The sequence below is a fragment of the Sphingomonas sp. P4_G2 genome (assembly GCF_056401155.1).
This window is the reverse complement of the sequence record NZ_JBFUJY010000005.1, coordinates 44,270-62,698: the sequence shown is the minus strand read 5'-3', so window position 1 is coordinate 62,698 and position 18,429 is coordinate 44,270. Positions and strand designations below refer to the sequence as shown.

Below are 18,429 nucleotides of genomic sequence, written 5' to 3'. Positions count from 1 at the left end.
TAACTGCAAGACGGATGCCCCAACGGAGGATTTTCTTTGCAATACGTAATGTTACGGATGCTTATTGAGGGCCGGAGGCAGATCTCATGCGAACGAAATTGCCGCCAACGCACCAGAAAAGCTCATGAAATGACGGTTTTGCGACTCGCCTAAGCCGATCTCGCGGGCAAACGCGGTGGCCGGCCTCTGCGCCATGCGGCTGGGGACGTCGGATTGGACGCGGAGATGTTGGAAGCGGAGATGTTGGAAAATGGGCGACGGCAGCCTTCTACTCATCGCAAAACTCGGAAACTTTTGAGCTTTTGCGCGTTTTACGCGCGATCACGCAGGTCGGTTCCTTAGCGGCCGCGTCGACGTCCTGAACAGAATCGAGCCGACACCCCGAGGGGCAGCCGACCGCACCACTGAGCGGATGGCGAGCGACAGCGAACGACCTTCCTGAAGGTCGAGTTCCGCGCGCTCCGGCGGGAGGGACGCCGATCACGGCAGACGGCCCCGCATCACCCCTCCCCTTTTGCGCGCGATGGACGCCGCGCGTGGCGCATCGCGCGCAGGAGGAGGTTAGGTATATGGACCGGCACCGCACACGCGATATCGAGATCGAGCCCGATCCCGTCGATCGGGCATCGAAGAATGGGTTTCCAGCGGACGACGCGCCGACGCGGAAGGGATTGGGACGCCGCGCCTTCGCGCAGTTTTCCACGCTCGCGCCGGACGATTGGTTGCCGCCCGACGGGCAACTCGACGAACAACTGAACGACCGTGCGGCCAATCACTGGCCGATCGTCGCAATCAAGGCGCTGCTCGCGATCGCGATGGGCGCAGCGGGCCTGGCCATCCCCGTCCCTGCTTTGGGTTCGCTGATCGTGGCCTTCGCTCTCTATTGTTTCGCCGATGGCATCGGATCGGCGGTGCTCGCCAGCCATCACGCGGTGAGCGGCACGCGCTGGGCGTGGCAGGCAGTGGCTGCGGTGGTCGGGTTCCTCGCGGGCGCGGCGGCGGTGATCTATCCCGACATGCCGATTGCCACGTTCCTGCGCCTGCTGACCGCCTGGTCATTGCTGATCGGGCTGGCCAGCGTGCTCGCCGCGGCACGGCTGGAGAACGATCACGGACGCGGCTGGCTGATCGGCAGCGGTGTCGTGCTGTTGTTCGTCGGGATCGTCACTGGTGTGGCGCTGCCATTGGCACCCGATATGGCGTTGCGCTCGATCGCCGCGGGTATTCTGGTCGCGGGCGTGCTGATGAGCGCGTTGGCAGTACAACTCCGCGCGCATCGTCCGGAGCGGACGGCCGTCAACGGCTGAAACGGAACTGCCCGTCGTCGCTATAGCGACGACGGGCAGCGCCCCCCCAACGAACTGGTCGATCAGCGGCAGCCGCAACTGCAGGTGCACCGCACCCTGGGCCGCCACTTCTTCACCGGCGCGCGATAGACCTTGCGGGCGACCGGACGGTACGTCTCGGTGATATATTCCGTGGTAGTGGTCGTGGTCGTGGCGCCCGGAATCACGATCGTCGTCGTAGTGCCCGGCGCGGTGTAATAGGTACCGGCATAGCCGCCGCGATAGGCGATGGTTGGCGCCGGTACGGGCTGCGGCACGACGCGGTAGTCCGTGCGTTCCTCGTAATAGCTGCTGTTGCCGCCATAGCCCGGCGCGGCATAGTCTGCGCCGAACGCCGGAGCCGGACCGCCAAAATTCGGCCCGGACGCATAACCATTGCTGTCGTCATAGGCATAGCCGTCGTCATAACGGTCCCAATCGATGTCGTAGGCGCCGTCATAGACCACGCCATAACGGTCGACGAGCAACGCGTCGTTGTAATAGCGGGTCCAATAATAGCCGCCGGGCGGCGTCATCAGCCCGTAGAGCTGCCAGTCACCGATCATGAAATTGGAAGACAGCCAGTAGTTCGGGATGCGCTTGCCGCGCTTGATGCGCGAATAGCCATTCCAGCCACCCGGCGCCTGGACGCCGGCCCACCAATAACCGCCGACGCGATTGCCCCAACGGCTGTGATTGCCGTTCCAGCCGCCGCGCCATTGGCCGCCATTGTTCCAATTCCCCGGATTGCCCGGACGCGGGCGATTGCCGTTCCAGCCACCGGGATTACCGGGGCGCGGGCCATTGCCATTCCAGCCGCCCGGATTGCCCGGACGGGGACCCTGCCATTGGCCGGGATTGGGGCGCGGCATCGGCTGGCCCTGCGGTGCCGGTTGGCCGCCCCTCCAGCCGCCGGCGGGCGCGCCGCCATTGCCGAGTCGCTGGGCGTCGGCGGCACCGCCGCCAAAGGCCAAAGTGGCCGCAACCGCAGCAATCACTAGGGTTCGCATGGTTAACACTCCCTGTTACTCGGCGCGGCCATTAACCAAGCCAGCGCGATCGATCTTGGGAATGAGTACCAAAAACCCCTGTTTTCCGCCAGTTTTTCACCAGCCTTATGTTTGTCCCGATCTGGATCAGGATTCAGTTGTTAACCCTGTCCGTTAACAGTCGGGCGATCTGTTCGATTCCGGCCGCATCTTCTTCGTCGAAGCGTGAGGGTTCGGGACTGTCGAGATCGATCACCGCGACGACGCGATCGCCCGACACGATCGGCACGACCAATTCGGCACGGCTGGCGGCGTCGCAGGCGATATGGCCGGGGAAAGCATGGACGTCGGCGACAAGCTGGGTATCTCGCGTCGCCGCCGCCGCGCCGCACACGCCCTTGCCGAACGGAATGCGGATGCACGCCGCTTTGCCCTGGAACGGTCCGAGCACGAGTTCGTCACCGACATTGCGGTAGAAGCCCGCCCAATTGAGGTCAGGTAGATATTGCCACAGCAAAGAGGCGACGTTGGCCATGTTGGCGACCGCATCGGGCTCGCCGGCGGTGACGGCGTCACAGGCGGCAAGCAGGTCGCGGTAGAGGTCGGACTTGGATCCGGCGGCGATGTCGAAGGCGTACATGAAGCACCATGTAGCGATCGTGTGGCGCCAACGGGAGGGGTGGAATGGTCGCCGTCCGCTTAGCCGGACTTCTTCCTGGTTTGCTTGGTCCCGCCAGCATGCCGCGCGGGATATTTCTCCAGCGCCCGCTGCCACGATACGCTATCGGTCAGGCGCGACTGGACGATGCGGAGTTTTTCCCAGCCGGGGAGCTGATGGAGCAGCCGCCGCGTGGTGTCGACCAGCGCCGGCGGGATCGTCGGGCTGAACGTGATGCGGCTGACCGCGGCGCGATCGAGCGGGATGTGGATCACCTCATCCTCGTCGCCGCCGGCCGCGATCGCGCGGAATTCGGCTTCGTCGCGGAAACCGGCGCGCTTCATGAACGGCAGGCGGTGAATGTCGCTGGCGTCGATCGTCGCGATATCGGCGATGCGGACATAGTCGACCGGGCCGATCAGGCAATTGGCGCGGCCGTCGAACATCGCGCAGAACCGCGCCTTGTCGAAATGGACACTCATTCCCGCCGATCCGCCGGCGAATACTTGCCAGTGATGGAAGGTTTCGGGCGCTTCGGTCAGGCAGACCGCGCCGACGAAGCCATGGCCGAGATGTTCCTGATAAACCGCCATCGCCTTGCGGTCATTGGCGTCGACCCAGGCCGAGGGGCTGACGAGCGTGATTCGCTCGTTCATCAGCATGTCGATCACCACCGGCAGGCTGGTGTAACGGCGCAGGCTTGGCGTGGGCTTGGCCACAGCTATCTCCTCAATCGATGCGGACCCTGCCGCGCCCGGCTTTTACTGTGCTGCGACCCTTTTTCTCGTCGACACGCCGCGCCTTGGCAGCGCGGGATGGCTTGGTCTTGACGCGTTTGGCCTGGCGAACGTGCGCGGCGCGGACCAGTTCGGCCAGCCGCTCGCGCGCATCCTGGCGGTTCGCCTCCTGCGTGCGGAAACGGCGTGCGGTGACCAGCAGCTCACCCCCGGCCGTCATTCGGCTGCCGGCCAGTTCCTTGAGCCGCTCATAGGCATAAGGCTGAAGGCCGAGCGCGAAGACATTGACGCGAAGCTGGACCGCGGTCGCCACCTTGTTGACGTTCTGCCCGCCAGGACCGGTCGCGGCGAGGAAACGCTCTTCGACGATGGCTGTATCGATACGGTCGACCCAGCCGTCGCCGTCACTCATGACCGAAGCCCGCCGCGACGAACCGTTCGGGGATCGGCGCGACCGCTTCGATCGCCGGCTTGCCGTCACGCGGGATAATCAGTTCGGCGGCATGGAGCAGCATGCCTAGCGTATCGGCGCGGCCATAGACCGGATCCCCCACCACAGGGAGGCCCACTCCCTCGAGCGCATGGACGCGAATTTGATGGGTCCGCCCGGTCGCCGGACGGAATTCGACCAGCGCCCGTCCGCCTTCGGTTCGCAGCACGCGCCAGGCGGTGCGCGCAGCCTTGCCCTTGGGCGAACCGGTCATCCGCCAGCCCTCTTCGCGCGTCGAGACTTTGATAAGCGGCAGGTCGATCACGCCCTCACTTTCCGCCGGTATGCCCTCAAGCACGGCGAGATAGCGTTTCTCGACGCGGTTCGCCTCGAACGCCTGTTGCAGCCGGGCATGGGCCTTGGGATTGCGTGAGAGCAGCAGGCAACCCGACGTATCCTGGTCGAGCCGGTGGACTGCCATCGGCCAGCGCTGAAATCCGAAGGTCAAGCTGTCGAGATGGTTTTCCAGACTAATCCCGCCGCGGCGCGGCGGATCGACCGGCAAGCCCGCAGGCTTGTCGATTACCATCGCCTCACCGTCGAGGAACAACACCTTATCCGCCAGCATGGCGCACCCCTTGCCACTCAAGCCGCCCGCGTGCCAGTGGTTGCGCGCTTTGTTTCCCCCCACGGAGCATATTGATGCCGTTGCGCTGGTTGCTGGTTGCCCTGTTCCTGTTCGCTCCCGCCGCCGCTCTCGCGCTGACCCCGGTCACCTTGTGCAATGGCCAGACTATCGACCCGCTGCCGGACGGGCGGATGCTCGGGCATATTCCCTATCCGGAAGGCAATCCGGCCGACATGGTGGCGATGCCGGGCAATTTCGGGGCGGGGCGGCCGTGCCAACTCCATCACGACGCCGCGGTGGCGATGACCGCGTTGCTCGCCGCCGCCGATCAGGTGCCGGAGGTGAAAGGCAAATTGCGCGGCATATCCTGTTTCCGCACGATCGAACGCCAGCGTCAGATCTTCTGTGGCCAGATCGGGCCCGGCAAAAGGTGCAAGGATGCCGCGGAGCGCGCCAAAAGCTCAGGCCCTCCGGGCTATAGCGAGCATGCCACAGGTTACGCGCTCGATTTCGCGATCCGCCCGCTGACGCGCGGCTGCGGCGATGTCAGCGACTGCATCGCCAACACGCCGCCGGGCAAATGGCTGTTGCAGCATGCGACCGAGTTCGGGTTCGAATTGTCGTTTCCGCCGGGCAATGCGCAAGGCGTGACGTGGGAGCCGTGGCACTGGCGCTGGGTGGGTATCAACGCGACCGTTCCGGGGGCGGCGACGGCGCGCACTTTGTTCGCCACGGCGCGGACGCGCTTTCCGGCATCGCCGGGCATCGCGGATTTATCGCCCGAATGGCAGAGAGCGATCCAGCCATCGCCTGCCCCGACCGCCGCACCGACACCGACGCCGACCTGGCCAAAATAGACCTGATCGAAGGGAGTTAGTCCCTCGTTCGGGACTGGTGGCGGTGATTACGTGATGCTAGGCCGCGCGTCCGCAATCGAAAGGTGAGATCGGTGGCAAGTCGCGTTCGCACAGCATTGATCATGGCCGCTTTCGCCGCAGCAAGCCCTTCGGCCGCGCAGGACGTCAGCAGAGTCATCCCGCCATCGGGCGTGATCGGCGTGCAAGACGCGATGTTGTCGCCCGATTACTGGATCGCGCGGGCCGCTTCTCCTAATGCGCTGTTGATGACGCCAAGCGAGATCGAGGCGCGCAATCGGCAGGGCTTTGCGATCGACTCCAACCTGGTCGACCTTGCGCGGATCGGACCGACGATTTCGCGAGAGCGCGTGCTCGGCTGGCTCAAGTCGATCGCCAGTCCCCTCACCACGCCGCCGGTCGATGCCAATGGCAAGCCGATCGATCGCGAGACGCTGGCAGGCGCCATCGCCAATGAGGACGCCGACACGATCCCCGCGAGCCAGCCGGCACGCTACGGCTTGGCAGTGCGTCGCGCCCAACTGAGGATCTATCCCACCGAGTTGCATGCTTTCCCTTCGATCGATTCGCTCGATTTCGAGAGCTTCCAGGCCGGTATCCTATTCCCCGGCGATGCCGTCGTCGTTCTGCACCGCAGCCGCGATCGACGCTGGCTCCTCGTCCAGACCTGGCAGGGTCCGGCCTGGGTGCGCGACGAGGACATCGCCACGGGCCCGGCCACAGAGGTGCTCGGCTATCACGGCGCGGGCCCGTTCCGCATCGTCACCGCCAGCAAGGTGCGGACAGTGTTCACACCCGAAGCGCCGGCAGTATCCGAATTGCAACTCGACATGGGCGCCAACGCGCCGCTCGCGCAGGTCCCACCCGACCAGCCGGTCAATGGCGAGGGACCTTCGCAGTCATGGCCAATCAAACTGCCAACGCGGGCGGAGGACGGGACGCTGCGTTTCGTCCCGGCGCTATTGCCGAAGTCGGAAGGCAGTGCGGCCGCCTACCTACCGCTGACCCGGGCAAACATCATCCGCCAAGCGTTCAAGTTCCTCGGTGAGCGATACGGCTGGGGCCATATGTACAATGCGCGCGATTGCAGCGGCTTTACCAGCGACGTCTATCGCAGCATGGGTGTGATTCTGCCGCCCAATTCGGGCGCGCAGGGAACGAGCCCGGCCATTCGTCATCAGGTCTTCACCGCCGCCGATAGCAAAGCGGCGCGGTTGAAAGCGGTGATGGCGGCGGACGTAGGTGACCTGCTGGTGGTGCCGGGGCACGTCATGATGTTCCTGGGGAAGATCGGCGGTCAGCCCTATATGATCCAGGACGTGCCCTATGCGATTTTCCGCGACAACGCCGGGCAACTCCACAAGACGAAGCTCAACCAAGTGTCAGTCACGCCGCTGCTGCCGCTGCTTTACGACGACAACCGCACCTATGTCGACGCGATGACCAGCCTAGTCCATGTCAACGCCCGCTAGACGCCAAAACCGCCCCGAGGATGTCGGCGAGCACCTCCACGCCCTGGTCGATCGCGCTGTCGGTCGCGCGGCCATAGCCCAGAAACAGCCGACGCGGCCCGGTTGCTGTTCGACTGTATCGAGAGAGCCCTTCGGTCGCCACGCCGCGCCGGCCGAGCGCGGCGACAATCGCCATTTCACCGGCTTCGTCGATTGCCGCTGGAAGGCGCAAAGTCACATGCAGCCCCGCCGCCGCGCCTTCGATTTCCAACCCGGGCAAAACGCGGGCCAGGCGATCGATCAGACGGTCGCGGCGATCGCGATAGAGCCGCCGCATCCGTCGCAAGTGCCGATCGTAAAAACCCGACCCGATTAGGTCGGCGAGCGCGTCCTGGTCGATCCGGGGCGGCCCTTCGCTCCAGCGGCGCAGTTCGCCGTTCATCGTTCCGACGAGGTCTGGCGGCACGACCAGCCAACCAAGACGGAGCGCGGGCGCGAGCGTCTTGCTGGCTGTACCGGCATAGATGACGCGATCGGGCGCGAGCCCCTGCAGCGCACCGACGGGTGCCTGATCGTAACGAAATTCGGCGTCGTAATCGTCCTCCAGTGCAAAGCCGTCGCGATCGCGCAACCAACGGACGAGCCGTTGCCGACGATCCGCGCTGAGCACGCCGCCGATCGGGAATTGGTGCGAAGGGGTCACAAACGCGGCCTGGGCGGCGGACGCGGCCAGCGCATCGACATCCATGCCGCGCTCGTCGACCGGAATGGGGATGCGGGTAAGGCCCGCTTTGTCGACCGCGACCCAATCGCTGTAGCTGGGATTCTCGACCGCGAGGCGTCGTATGCCTCGCGCGTAAAACGCAGCGCTAGTCAGGGCGCGTCCTTCGGCAAAGCCGCTGGTGATAAAGATCCTCGCCGGATCGGCGATTACGCCGCGGACCCGGCCGAGATAGTCGGCGATCACAGTGCGCAACACGATGCTGCCGCGCAAATCGCCATAACCGAGCTCGCCGGCCGGCAATTCGCCCAGGACATTGCGGATCGCACGCAACCATGCCTTGCGAGGAAACTGCCCGACGTCGGGCATGGCCGGGCGCAGATCGAACCGAATGTGATCGGCCGATGCTGCGACCGGCGCCTCGGCGGCCATGGTCGCGCCGACCGCCGCCACTACGGGTCGGGCGCCGCGGCGCAGGATCAGATATCCTTCCGCCGCGAGCTGGGCGTAGACATCGAGCACGAGCGGGCGCGATATGCCGAATTGGGCCGCCAGGGCGCGCGTCGAGGGCAGCTGGACGCCGGCGCGCAACGATCCCGAGCGGATTGCATCGAGCAATCGACGGCGAAGTTGCGATGTCAGACTTTCGCCCGCCGTTCGCTCCAGCGCAAAAGGTAGATCCGGCGCCGAACTGGTCAACAATTTCTACCCATAACTGGTCATTACGACGATACCAGTAACGCGTTACTCCTCCGACAGCAAAGCCGGAGGAAATCCCGATGAGCACGTTCGCACTTGAAACGGAGATCGCCGGCCATCGGCGTGATCCTATTCTCACCGCGCCGATGGCGGCGCTATGCGGCACGATCGCGATGGCGATGGGCAGCTTCTATCTGTTGCTGTCGGCCGTGCCGGCGCATGCCGCCGCTTTGGGCGGCGAACTGGCCGCAGGATCGACCACCGCCGCACTGATGGCGACGACGATCGTCGGAGAAGTGATCGCGCCGCGATTGATCGCGCGGCTGGGCCGCCGCTTCGTGACCGCCATTGCGTTGCTGGTGCTCGCGCTGCCCGCCCTGGTCACCTTTTCGAGCGACCTGACAATCGTGTTGGTGAGCTGCGCGGCACGGGGGTTTGGCCTTGGCGTCCTGCTGGTCGCGGCCTGCGGACTTGCCGCGTCGTTGGCACCGGCGAGCCGCCGCGCCGAGGCGATGGGCATCTATGGACTGGCATCGGCACTGCCGGCGATCCTGGGCGTACCGCTCGGACCCTGGGCATTGGCGTCGTTCGGGCCCATCGCAACGGCGAGCATTGCCGCTACGCTCGGGTTAGGGGCATTGGTCGGCCTCGCGGCGTTTCCCGGCCCAGCGGCGCCTGCGGAAGGACGGCGCCAGCCGCACACCCTCCCCGCGCTCCATGCCTCGGCATGGCCGGCCAGTGCCCTGGCGATCGGCGCAATCGCAGTGGGTGCCACAGTTACCTTCCTGCCGCTGGCGCATCGCGAAGTCGCCGCGACCACGATCATGCTCGCCTTGCTACTGCAAGGCATCGCTTCCGCTGCCGCGCGGTGGGCGATGGGCCGTTCGATCGACCGTCACGGCCCGAAGAATGCGGTGATCGCGGGCGTGGCAGGTACCACAGCGGCGATGCTCTGCCTGACCCTGCCAGGCGACGCGGCGGTGATCGCGGGCATGGTCGGCAGCGGCGCCGCCTTCGGCGTCCTGCAGAGCGCCACGCTGACGCAATTGCTGCAGCGTGCCGCTCCAACCCAGGCCGATGGCGTCAGCGCGGTGTGGAACGCGGCTTATGACGCAGGGCTGGGCCTGGGAGGACTGGGAATCGGCGCCTTGGCCGCCGCCGCCGGATATGCCGCCGCTTTCGCGATTACCGCTATCGGCTTCATGGCGCTGGCCTGTGTCATTTTCCTGCTTTGCGAAGCTCGGAGGGCGCCATGCTGAGGCGCGACCTTTTGCGCGCGGTGGCCGCGTTGACGGTCGCCGCAGCCGCCTCGACCATTTCGCCAGTCCAAGGGAAGAAGATCATGACGAACAAGGGACGATACGCCGCGGTCAACGGGATCGAACTCTATTATGAGAGCCACGGCGCCGGTGCCCCGCTGATCTTGCTCCATGGTGGCCTGGGGACGATCGAAGCCATTTTCGGACACCTGCTTCCGGCCCTCGCTGCCAAACGGCGTGTGATTGCAGTGGAGTTGCAGGGGCACGGCCATACTGCCGACAACGGCCGACCCATGACCTATGAAGCAATGGCTGACGACATTGCGGGGCTGATCGCGGTGCTCGGATTGGGTCAAGTCGACATCGCGGGTTATTCGGTGGGCGGCGGCGTCACCTTACAGCTCGGGCTGCGTCATGCCGACAAGGTGCGGAAGCTGATCGTCATTTCTGCACCGCATGCGACCGACGGCTGGTTTCCCGAGGTGTTGGCGGGCACCCAGGCGATGGATGCCGAGGCGATGAAGGGTTCCAAATGGCACCAGGCCTATGAAAAAGCGGCCCCGCGTCCGCAGGATTGGCCGCTACTCGTGCGCAACGTTTCGCGGTTGATGTCGTCGCGCTACGACTGGAGCGATGCGATCGCCAACAACATGAAGGCACCGATATTGATGATTGGCGGCGACGCAGACAGCGTTCGCCCCACGCATGCCCTGGCGCTGTTTGAATTGCTGGGCGGCGGGAAGGCGGATGGTTTCGCCAAGGGGCGTGGCGCCTCGCGGTTGCTGATCATGCCCAATGCCAATCATCTCGACATTCTCGATCACGACATCCTGCCCCCAGCCATTCTGGCCTATCTGGAGAGCGACACTGCCATGACGCCGCCGTTCAGTGTGGCGCCTGGAGTGGCTCGCGAGAGGCGATCAGATGGCGATTCCTAACCGTTTGCGGACGAGGCTTCCACCGGGCTCAGGACGACGCGTATCGTGGGTAACGCGCGGTGACGCGCGTGGCGATTGATCGAGGTCAAGCAGTCCTCAAGCGTGTCGTAGAGCGCGGCATGGCGGATTGTGCCCGACTGCGCGATCCGCTGCCAAGCCCTGGCTATACGGAAGCGTCCGCCGGCCAAGACCGCCTGGGCAGGGAACACCTCGTAACGGGAGCGGACGCGCTTCATGCACTCGATAACCTCGCGTATGCTGACGTGTTCCGTCGGTAACCGGTCGTTAGGCACGAACTTGGGCGGGATGTTGCCAAGGGAGGCGATACTATCGCCAAACTGGCAATCGCGAGCAGCGCTCGTTGGCGCGAGCAGCGCTCGTTGGCGCGAGCAGCGCTCGTTGGCGCGAGCAGCGCTCGTTGGCGGCGATCGATTGCAGGCTCCACGTCGGACCCTTTCATCCATGTGCGGACAATCAGAAGGCGCCGCCGAGCCACGCAATGCTCGTATATTTCGATGAACGCGCGACCCGCTTCGACCAGCGACGCCGCGGCACCTTCTACGGCGATCGACGCGGCGCTATGATCCGCCATGCCCGAGGAATATGCTGCGGACTCGCCCGACGACCCCGCCCTTTCGCCACGCGTTGCCTTATTGTCGATGGTCGGCTTTTGGGCGTTCTATTGCGCCATCGTCACGCTCAGGTCCGCGGTCATCGGACAGGGCGTTCAGCCGGACGTTCTCGTCCGGCGCCTCGCCCTCATGCTGTTCAGCATCGGCCTCACCTATCTTGTCTACCTTGTCTTGCGCAGGATTCCGACGAGCTCGCTCAAGCGCGGCATGATTGCCGCCGGATTGCTCGCGGTGCCTGCGGCGTTGACCTATTCGGCTGCGAGTTGGTTCGTGTTCGATGTCGTGGGACAGACCGAAGCGGCGGCCACCAGCAGCGCCAACGCCCCTACTTCCGCCACACACCAGGCCAAGCCGCCAGGCGGAATGATGGTGCAGGTGGGCGGTACGCACGCTGACGACGCCAATATGGCGATCGTCAAGATGATCGGCGACAGCGCGGTCAACAGTTATTTCTTCTTCGCCGGATGGGCCGCGCTCTATCTGGCGCTTTGCTACGCCGCCGAGGTCGGCGCGCTGGAACGAAAGAACGCCGCGTTTCGCGCCGCCGCGCAGGCGGCCGAGCTTCGGGCGCTGCGCTATCAGGTCAATCCGCATTTTCTGTTCAACACACTCAACTCGCTGTCATCTTTGGTCATGGTCGGCCGGCAAGCCGCCGCCGAACGTATGATCATCAATCTGTCGAGCTTCTTCCGAGCCAGTCTGGTCGGCGATCCGAGCGAGGACGTGCGGCTAGCAGAAGAGATCCGGCTGCAACAACTCTATCTCGATATCGAGCAGATCCGGTTTCCCGATCGCCTGCGACTGGATATCGAATTGCCCGACGATCTGCGCGACGCGCTCGTGCCCGGATTGATCCTGCAACCGCTGATCGAGAATGCCGTGAAATATGGCGTGTCGCGATCGCGGCGCCCCGTCATGATCACTATCCGCGCCGCAAGCGACCGCGATCGCCTCCTGTTGACCGTTGAGGACGATGGCGAGCCTGGATCGACCAGCGCTCCGCCCGACCCGAGCACCGGCCTCGGTCTGCGCAACGTCGCCGATCGCATTGCCGCCCGGTTCGACGGCGACGGTTCTTGCCGCGTCCACCCGCTCGCTCCGGGCGGATTCCGCGTGGAATTGACGATGCCGCTGACCTTCGATGAGGACTGAGCCCGTGTTGCGGACGCTGATCGTCGATGACGAACCGCTCGCGATCGAACGCATGGTCGTGCTCTGCTCGACTATCCCGAGCCTGACGCTGGTCGGCACTGCCTCCGACGGTGAAATAGCATTGCGACTGGCGAAGGCGCTGTCGCCCGACCTCGTGCTCCTCGACATCGCCATGCCGGCAGTGGACGGCATGGACGTGGCCAAAGCCCTGTGCACCGGAGAGCATGTCCCCGCCATCGTCTTTTGCACGGCGTTCGACGGATTTGCCCTGGCGGCGTTTGATGTCGCCGCGGTCGACTATCTGCTCAAGCCGGTGACGCCCGAGGGGCTCGTCCGGGCGGTGGCACGCGCACGTGAGAAGATCGGCGCACCCGAAAACCGCGTTCCGGATCCATCACCGCAGTCGGAATGGATCGAAGAATTCTGGGTGCCGTACCGATCGGAGATGGTGCGCATCGCTGCGATCGATATCGATCGGATCGACGCTATGCGCGACTATATGTCCTTGCAGATCGGGTCGCGCAATTTCCTGCTCCACCAAACGCTCGGCACGCTCGAACGCCGGTTGGACCCGGCCAGGTTCATCCGCGTCCACCGGTCGACGATCGTCAGGCGAGACTTCATCGCCAAGCTTCGCCACGACGGGCTGGGGATTTGGTACGCGATTCTCGTCGATGGAACCGACGTCCGGATAGGCCGCTCCTACCTCACCGCCGTAAAGGCCTTGGCAGGCCGCTGAGCCATGCTTTGCCGGCGACCACAAAGGGCCCGCTGACGGGCGATCGGCAGTGCTGATCCTCGGCGGCCGGACGGCATCATGATTATCTGGCGGCGAGCCTGAACGGAGCAAGTCGGGCGTCGGCCTGGCGAGCCGCGACGGTGCGGCAGCGCTCGACCTCGACGGGTACCAGCGCACCTACCCGTGGATAATCGCCGCAAACCCGTTCCGCCGCCCGGCGAATGCGCGCGCGCGCCGTCCTGATGCCGGCATCGGTCGAGAGATCGAGATCATGGATAGAGACGACGGCCTTGGGCAGCTGATCCATGTCCCGAGCTACCGCGGCCGCATCGGCAGTGCCGAAAAAGACCGCAGCGACGATCGATCCCATTCCCACATATGAAATATGCATCACGCTTTTCCCATCAATTGAAGTCAATCGTCGCTCGCCGAAACAGGGCGACGATTTGGGGATATTTCAGGGGACTGGTCGAGCGGAGCGCTCTTCGATCAACGCGCCGATCGCTTCTATCAACCACCTGAGCAGGCGACGAACGACCGACGGCGTTCGACAAGCGGCGACCTGGCCAAAGCCTCTCCTTTTGCAGCTAAATCGAATTCCGCGCGGCTTGAGCGCGGCGTGACGATCCGACATAGAGCCAGGAAGATCGAGGCGGCACGGAAGGCATGACGGTGCAGGAAATCGGTGTCGGCGTGATCGGTTATGGTCTGGCGGGCCGGGCGTTTCATACACCCTATGTCCGCGCCACGCCCGGCATGGCGTTGCGCGCGATCGTCACGCGCAATCCGGCGAAGGTGCATGCCGACTTGCCCGATATGCGCGTCGTGCCCGATGTCGCGGCGCTGCTGGCCGAGCCGGGCATCGATCTCGTCGTTGTCGCCAGCCCCGACGCGCTTCATGCCGAGCACGCCGTCGCGGCGTTGGAAGCCGGCAAGCATGTGCTGATCGACAAGCCGTTCGCCACTAGCTTGGCCGACGCCCGCCGCGTGGCGGCGGCCGCCGACGCCGCGGACCGGCAAGTGACCGTGTTCCAGAACCGCCGCTGGGATGCGGATTTCCGCACGCTGCAGCGGCTGATCGCGGAAGGCGCGCTGGGTGAGATCGTGCAGTTCGAAAGCCATTTCGATCGCTGGCGCCCAACCCCGACCGGTCTGTGGAAGGAAGCCCGCGAGGGTGGGGCTTGGCTCGACCTTGGGCCGCATCTGGTCGACCAAGCGCTGGTGTTGTTCGGGCGCCCCGAAGGAGTCAGCCTCGACCTCGCGACCTTACGTGAAGGCGCTCCGTCGCCCGATTATTTCCATGCCGTGTTGCGCTACGAACGACACCGCGTGATCTTGCACGCGACCAAACTTGCCGCGCAACACGGCCTGAGGTTCGCCGTGCACTGCACGCGCGCGAGCTGGATCAAGCATGGGAGCGATCCGCAGGAAGCCGCGACGCTCGCTGGGCACGCACCGGAGGGAGAGGATTGGGGCATCGATCCGATCGACGGCACGCTGACGCTCGGCGAAAACGGCACGGTCTCCCCCGTACGCAACGAGCGCGGCGACTATCGGCTGTTTTGGCAGGCGCTGGCAGGCGCCCTTCGAGGCGAGGACGCGAACCCGGTCCCCGCTAGCGAGGCGATCACGGTGATGGAAGTGCTCGACGCCGGGCTGCGCAGCGCCGCCGAACGAGCGGAGGCTCAGCTTTAGCCCATCATCCGTTCGGCACCGCGTGCAGTTGCTGGGCGATCTGCTTGAGCGCGCCCTCGGTTCCTTCGCAAGCGTCATTGGCGAGGAGGACATAGCCTTCCTGCGTCTGCGGATAGAGCACGACCTGGCTCGTCATCCCGAACGTGCCGCCGCCGTGCCATAGCATGCGCTGACCGTTGTCCAGCGCCATGTTCCAGATCAGCCCTTCGCCATCGGCCTGCGTCCCGACCAGCGGTTGATGCGCCAGTTTGATCGCGGGGACGTTCTCGTCGAGTTGCCACCGGACATAGCGGGCCATGTCGGCCGGCGTCGAATAGAGGCCGTAAGCGGCACCGGCATTGCGCAGGTGAAAGGGCGTCGCCCGGCCGAGCCGGTCATACGGCGTGACCAGCCTTTTGCGCTGTGCCGGAGTGAGGACGAAATCGGTATCCTTCATCCCGAGCGGACGCAGGATCGAGGCACGCATCAGACGTTCGAACGGCTGCTTGCGGACGGTCTCAAGCCCGAAACCGATCACTTTCATACCCAGGTTGGAATAGGCTTCGGTCGTTCCCGGCGTGCTCCGCAACGCAATGCCGTGCAACGCGGTGAGGTAGCGTTCGCGGTCATAGCCGCGATCGAGCGCCAGCAGGGCGTCGGGGAGTGTCCGATAATCGCGATGATCATAGAGCGCATCGGTATCGGGGAAATCGCGCGGCAACCCAGATCGATGGGTTGCCAACGAGCGCAACGTGATCGGCTGCCCATCGCGTTCCAGATTCGGATAGGTCTGGGGAAGATAAGAGCGGAAATCGCGATCGACGCCCATCGCACCATCGCTCACGGCCTGCGCCGCCAGCGCCCCGGTGAAGGTCTTGGTGACCGAGGCGATTTCGTAGATGCTGTCCGGCGTCGCCTTCCGTCTGGTTTGTCTGGACGCCGTTCCGTAATCGTAGAACCGGACTTGCCCGTGCACGAAAGCCGCGATCGACAGGCCAACGCGGCAGCGGTTCGCCAGAAAGCCCGCGGCAAGCTTATCTGCAGCGGTGTCGATCGCCACGGTGAGCGGCTGCGACACTGGCTGGACACGCATGACCGGTGATGCCGCGGCCGGACCGAAGGCGGCAGCTGCGGTCAGAGTGATGGCGATATAACCTGCTTTCATTGCTGCAGATTTGCACAAATCGCGCAGGCTTGGCCAGGTATTTAGGCTGCCTTCGCATGCTCTTCGACATAGACCGACTTCGGCCGGATCAGGCGGCCGGTCAGCGCCTGTTCGCGCGCATGCGCGATCCAGCCGACGACGCGACCCATCGCGAAGACGCCAGTGAAACTCTCCTTCGGGAAACCGACCGCCTCGAGCAGCAAGGCGGTGTAGAATTCGACGTTGGTTTCGATGACGCGGCTTTGCTTGCGCTGACGCAAGGCGACGAGCGCGATGCGTTCGACCTGCTCGGCGAATTCCAGTCGACCGCCGACACGGTCGAGCGTGTGGAGGGCCGCCTTCAAGGCATCGGCGCGCGGGTCGCGGACACGGTAGATGCGGTGGCCGAAGCCCATAAGCCGCTCGCCGCGATTGAGCGCGCGGTCGATCCAGGCGTGTGCGTCTCCTTCCGCTGCGATACCGTCGAGCATTTCGATCACCGGGCCGGGCGCGCCACCATGAAGCGGCCCTTTGAGCGCCCCCAGCCCGGCCAGCACTGTCGACGTCAGTCCGGCCTGGGTCGACGCGACGACCCGCGCGGCGAAGGTCGACGCGTTGAGGCCGTGGTCGCTGACCGTCACCAGATAGGCGTCGAGCGCCGCACCGCCAGTATCGCGGCCAAGCATCCGCACGACATCGTCGGCGTGGCCGCGCGAGGGATCAGGTGCGATTGGGTTCTGTTCAGCAGATTGACGGAGCAAGGCGGGAATCAGCACTGCGGGCGCGGCGATCAGGCGCAGCGCGTCGTCGAGGGTCACGCCATCCGGCATCGGCGCGAGCGCGGCGCGCATTGCATCATAGACGGGCAGATCCGCCAGCAGCGGCAGCAACGGACCGGCGCGCTCGAACGCGTCGACACGCGCCTGCCCTAGCATTGCGGCCAAGCGGTCGGGATCGGGCAGGTCATCGAAGAAACCATCGAATAGCAAATGCACGACCTGTGCGAACGTCCAGCGGCCCGCCAGCGCTTCCAGCGGATGGCCGCGGATGATCAGCCGCCCTGCCTCACCATCGACATCGGACAGTACCGTCTCCGCGGCGACGACATCTTCCAAACCGCTGTTCATCAGCCGAACTCCCTTGACGTGACGCAGCGCAAATGGTCGTGTCGCGATCGCCAATCAATCTTGATCAAGTGAATCAATCATGCAGGAATGGCTGTCGCGCGACGAGGCGCTGGTCACGTTGGGAGTCCAGCCGCAGACGCTCTATGCCTATGTCAGTCGCGGGTTGATCGAGCGCCGCGCCGATGCAGCCGATCCCCGGCGAAGCGAATATCGTGGCGACGATATTCTGGCGCTAACCAAGCGGCGCGCGCGCGGACGGCGGACGGCATCGATAGCGGCATCCGCCATGGCTTGGGGCGAACCGGTGATCCCGACGCGGATTTCGACCGTGGCGCATGGGCAGCTGATCTTTCGCGGGCGTCGGGCGGCCGAACTGGCCGATCACGCGACGTTGGAGGAGGTTGCCGCATTATTATGGGAACAACCGGTGGCGGCATTCCCGATCGCGCATGACGGCGGCGATCCTTTCCAAGCCTTGGCGGCGCTGATCGCGGGCGCCAGGTCGATGATCGGACGAGCGCCCGCCAAACTCGCGCAGGAAGCGTCAGTCGCGGTCGCGGCGATCGCCGGTACGTTCGGTGCGGCCGGCGACGGGCCGATACATGAACGTCTGGCGCGTGGTTGGTCGCTCGATGCTGCGGGCACCGACCTCGTTCGACGCGCGCTGGTGTTGCTCGCGGACCATGAACTCAATCCCTCGACCTTTGCGGCGCGGATCGCCGCATCGACCGGTGCACCGATGACAGCGTGCGTAATGGCAGGGCTATCGACACTGTCGGGGCCGAAACATGGCGGTGCAGGTGCCGCACTCGCGGCCCTGGCTGCGGAAGCCAAGGCGAACGGCGTCGATATGGCGGTGGCACGGTGGCTGGCGGCCGGCCATGGTCTGCCGGGGTTTGGCCATCCGCTCTATCCGCATGGGGATCCGCGCGCCGCCGCGTTGCTGCCGCTAGTCACGCTCGATCCGGCGCTCATCGAGCTGCGCGACGCTGTCGTGGATGCAACCGAGGCGCTGCCCAATATCGATTTCGCCTTACTCGCGATATCGGTCGCCGCTGACCTGCCTGCCGACGCACCGTTCCGACTGTTCGCCACCGCGCGCGGGGTCGGATGGGCGGCGCACGCCATCGAGCAGTCGGCCAGCGGCGCGATGATCCGGCCGCGTGCGCGGTATCAGGGACCAGCGACCGGTACCCTGGGAAACGATCGCTAGACGGGTCATGAACAATGGGGCTCGGACGCCGTCGTCCG

18 protein-coding genes are annotated in these 18,429 nt (G+C 65.1%); 9 read left to right on the top strand and 9 right to left on the bottom strand.

The genetic code is table 11. From position 1 onward, the window contains the following. Positions 1-569: 569 nt before the first annotated feature. Positions 570-1,307, top strand: coding sequence for an HdeD family acid-resistance protein (locus AC1DRD_RS14800; protein ID WP_478041942.1), 738 nt, complete (start codon positions 570-572; stop codon positions 1,305-1,307). Between the two features lie 62 nt (positions 1,308-1,369). On the opposite strand, the gene AC1DRD_RS14795 is transcribed toward AC1DRD_RS14800, so the two are convergent. The 5 genes from AC1DRD_RS14795 to AC1DRD_RS14775 all read right to left on the bottom strand — a co-directional run bounded on the left by AC1DRD_RS14795 (position 1,370) and on the right by AC1DRD_RS14775 (position 4,767). Continuing rightward, positions 1,370-2,335: an RcnB family protein gene (locus AC1DRD_RS14795; RefSeq protein ID WP_478041941.1), complete on the bottom strand. Its 966-nt coding sequence runs from the start codon at positions 2,333-2,335 to the stop codon at positions 1,370-1,372. 133 nt (positions 2,336-2,468) lie between these two features. Then, positions 2,469-2,954, bottom strand: a complete 486-nt coding sequence (locus AC1DRD_RS14790; protein ID WP_478028713.1) for a GAF domain-containing protein — start codon at positions 2,952-2,954, stop codon at positions 2,469-2,471. 59 nt (positions 2,955-3,013) lie between these two features. Continuing rightward, on the bottom strand, positions 3,014-3,691 hold the full coding sequence (locus tag AC1DRD_RS14785; protein WP_478041940.1) for a hypothetical protein: 678 nt from the start codon (positions 3,689-3,691) through the stop codon (positions 3,014-3,016). Between the two features lie 10 nt (positions 3,692-3,701). Then, the gene (arfB, locus tag AC1DRD_RS14780; protein WP_066816232.1) at positions 3,702-4,121 is read right to left on the bottom strand and encodes an alternative ribosome rescue aminoacyl-tRNA hydrolase ArfB; all 420 of its coding nucleotides are present in this window, start codon (positions 4,119-4,121) and stop codon (positions 3,702-3,704) included. Continuing rightward, entirely contained in the window at positions 4,114-4,767 is a 654-nt protein-coding gene (locus AC1DRD_RS14775; protein ID WP_478028711.1) for an RluA family pseudouridine synthase, read from the bottom strand. Before AC1DRD_RS14775 ends, arfB begins: the two co-directional genes overlap by 8 nt. Before the next feature lie 74 nt (positions 4,768-4,841). On the opposite strand from AC1DRD_RS14775, the gene AC1DRD_RS14770 reads away from it, so the two are divergent. Together AC1DRD_RS14770 and AC1DRD_RS14765 are read left to right on the top strand one after the other, a co-directional pair. Next, a complete protein-coding gene (locus AC1DRD_RS14770) occupies positions 4,842-5,624 on the top strand; it encodes a M15 family metallopeptidase (RefSeq protein WP_478028710.1) in 783 nt (260 codons plus the stop codon). 92 nt (positions 5,625-5,716) lie between these two features. Further along, a complete protein-coding gene (locus tag AC1DRD_RS14765; RefSeq protein ID WP_478041939.1) occupies positions 5,717-7,114 on the top strand; it encodes an SH3 domain-containing protein in 1,398 nt (465 codons plus the stop codon). Here AC1DRD_RS14765 and pdxR read toward each other — a convergent pair. Then, on the bottom strand, positions 7,101-8,513 hold the full coding sequence (gene pdxR, locus AC1DRD_RS14760; protein ID WP_478041938.1) for a MocR-like pyridoxine biosynthesis transcription factor PdxR: 1,413 nt from the start codon (positions 8,511-8,513) through the stop codon (positions 7,101-7,103). The two genes, AC1DRD_RS14765 and pdxR, sit on opposite strands and share 14 nt — an antisense overlap. 80 nt (positions 8,514-8,593) lie before the next feature. Between pdxR and AC1DRD_RS14755 the strand changes: the two genes are divergently transcribed. From AC1DRD_RS14755 to AC1DRD_RS14740, 4 genes are all read left to right on the top strand, one after another. Next, positions 8,594-9,772 carry an MFS transporter gene (locus AC1DRD_RS14755; RefSeq protein WP_478041937.1) on the top strand — a complete coding sequence of 393 codons (1,179 nt, stop codon included), beginning with the start codon at positions 8,594-8,596 and terminating at the stop codon, positions 9,770-9,772. Then, positions 9,766-10,710, top strand: a complete 945-nt coding sequence (locus AC1DRD_RS14750; RefSeq protein ID WP_478041936.1) for an alpha/beta fold hydrolase — start codon at positions 9,766-9,768, stop codon at positions 10,708-10,710. Before AC1DRD_RS14755 ends, AC1DRD_RS14750 begins: the two co-directional genes overlap by 7 nt. A gap of 590 nt (positions 10,711-11,300) precedes the next feature. Further along, the gene (locus tag AC1DRD_RS14745; protein ID WP_478041935.1) at positions 11,301-12,494 is read left to right on the top strand and encodes a sensor histidine kinase; all 1,194 of its coding nucleotides are present in this window, start codon (positions 11,301-11,303) and stop codon (positions 12,492-12,494) included. Next, complete coding sequence (locus AC1DRD_RS14740; protein ID WP_478041934.1) at positions 12,484-13,233, top strand: LytR/AlgR family response regulator transcription factor; 750 nt, start codon at positions 12,484-12,486, stop codon at positions 13,231-13,233. The genes AC1DRD_RS14745 and AC1DRD_RS14740 overlap by 11 nt, the downstream gene beginning before the upstream one ends. A gap of 82 nt (positions 13,234-13,315) precedes the next feature. On the opposite strand, the gene AC1DRD_RS14735 is transcribed toward AC1DRD_RS14740, so the two are convergent. Then, on the bottom strand, positions 13,316-13,624 hold the full coding sequence (locus tag AC1DRD_RS14735) for a UrcA family protein (protein ID WP_478028704.1): 309 nt from the start codon (positions 13,622-13,624) through the stop codon (positions 13,316-13,318). A gap of 275 nt (positions 13,625-13,899) precedes the next feature. Between AC1DRD_RS14735 and AC1DRD_RS14730 the strand changes: the two genes are divergently transcribed. Continuing rightward, positions 13,900-14,928, top strand: a complete 1,029-nt coding sequence (locus AC1DRD_RS14730) for an oxidoreductase (protein WP_478041933.1) — start codon at positions 13,900-13,902, stop codon at positions 14,926-14,928. 4 nt (positions 14,929-14,932) lie between these two features. Here the strand turns inward: AC1DRD_RS14730 and AC1DRD_RS14725 are convergent, their stop codons facing one another. Together AC1DRD_RS14725 and AC1DRD_RS14720 are read right to left on the bottom strand one after the other, a co-directional pair. Beyond that, positions 14,933-16,072, bottom strand: coding sequence for a serine hydrolase domain-containing protein (locus tag AC1DRD_RS14725; protein WP_478041932.1), 1,140 nt, complete (start codon positions 16,070-16,072; stop codon positions 14,933-14,935). A gap of 41 nt (positions 16,073-16,113) precedes the next feature. After that, entirely contained in the window at positions 16,114-17,178 is a 1,065-nt protein-coding gene (locus AC1DRD_RS14720) for a citrate synthase/methylcitrate synthase (protein ID WP_478041931.1), read from the bottom strand. Positions 17,179-17,257: 79 nt separating this feature from the next. On the opposite strand from AC1DRD_RS14720, the gene AC1DRD_RS14715 reads away from it, so the two are divergent. Continuing rightward, entirely contained in the window at positions 17,258-18,391 is a 1,134-nt protein-coding gene (locus AC1DRD_RS14715) for a citrate synthase (protein ID WP_478041930.1), read from the top strand. Positions 18,392-18,429 lie beyond the last annotated feature (38 nt).

Coding starts and splice junctions, on each gene's coding strand:
- AC1DRD_RS14770 (WP_478028710.1), top strand. CDS start 4,842: ATGCCGTTGCGCTGGTTGCTGGTTGCCCTGTTCCTGTTCGCTCCCGCC.
- AC1DRD_RS14775 (WP_478028711.1), bottom strand. CDS start 4,767: ATGCTGGCGGATAAGGTGTTGTTCCTCGACGGTGAGGCGATGGTAATC.
- AC1DRD_RS14735 (WP_478028704.1), bottom strand. CDS start 13,624: ATGCATATTTCATATGTGGGAATGGGATCGATCGTCGCTGCGGTCTTT.
- AC1DRD_RS14725 (WP_478041932.1), bottom strand. CDS start 16,072: ATGAAAGCAGGTTATATCGCCATCACTCTGACCGCAGCTGCCGCCTTC.
- AC1DRD_RS14740 (WP_478041934.1), top strand. CDS start 12,484: ATGAGGACTGAGCCCGTGTTGCGGACGCTGATCGTCGATGACGAACCG.
- AC1DRD_RS14745 (WP_478041935.1), top strand. CDS start 11,301: ATGCCCGAGGAATATGCTGCGGACTCGCCCGACGACCCCGCCCTTTCG.
- AC1DRD_RS14800 (WP_478041942.1), top strand. CDS start 570: ATGGACCGGCACCGCACACGCGATATCGAGATCGAGCCCGATCCCGTC.
- AC1DRD_RS14750 (WP_478041936.1), top strand. CDS start 9,766: ATGCTGAGGCGCGACCTTTTGCGCGCGGTGGCCGCGTTGACGGTCGCC.
- arfB (WP_066816232.1), bottom strand. CDS start 4,121: ATGAGTGACGGCGACGGCTGGGTCGACCGTATCGATACAGCCATCGTC.
- AC1DRD_RS14730 (WP_478041933.1), top strand. CDS start 13,900: ATGACGGTGCAGGAAATCGGTGTCGGCGTGATCGGTTATGGTCTGGCG.
- AC1DRD_RS14795 (WP_478041941.1), bottom strand. CDS start 2,335: ATGCGAACCCTAGTGATTGCTGCGGTTGCGGCCACTTTGGCCTTTGGC.
- AC1DRD_RS14720 (WP_478041931.1), bottom strand. CDS start 17,178: ATGAACAGCGGTTTGGAAGATGTCGTCGCCGCGGAGACGGTACTGTCC.
- AC1DRD_RS14715 (WP_478041930.1), top strand. CDS start 17,258: ATGCAGGAATGGCTGTCGCGCGACGAGGCGCTGGTCACGTTGGGAGTC.
- AC1DRD_RS14790 (WP_478028713.1), bottom strand. CDS start 2,954: ATGTACGCCTTCGACATCGCCGCCGGATCCAAGTCCGACCTCTACCGC.
- AC1DRD_RS14755 (WP_478041937.1), top strand. CDS start 8,594: ATGAGCACGTTCGCACTTGAAACGGAGATCGCCGGCCATCGGCGTGAT.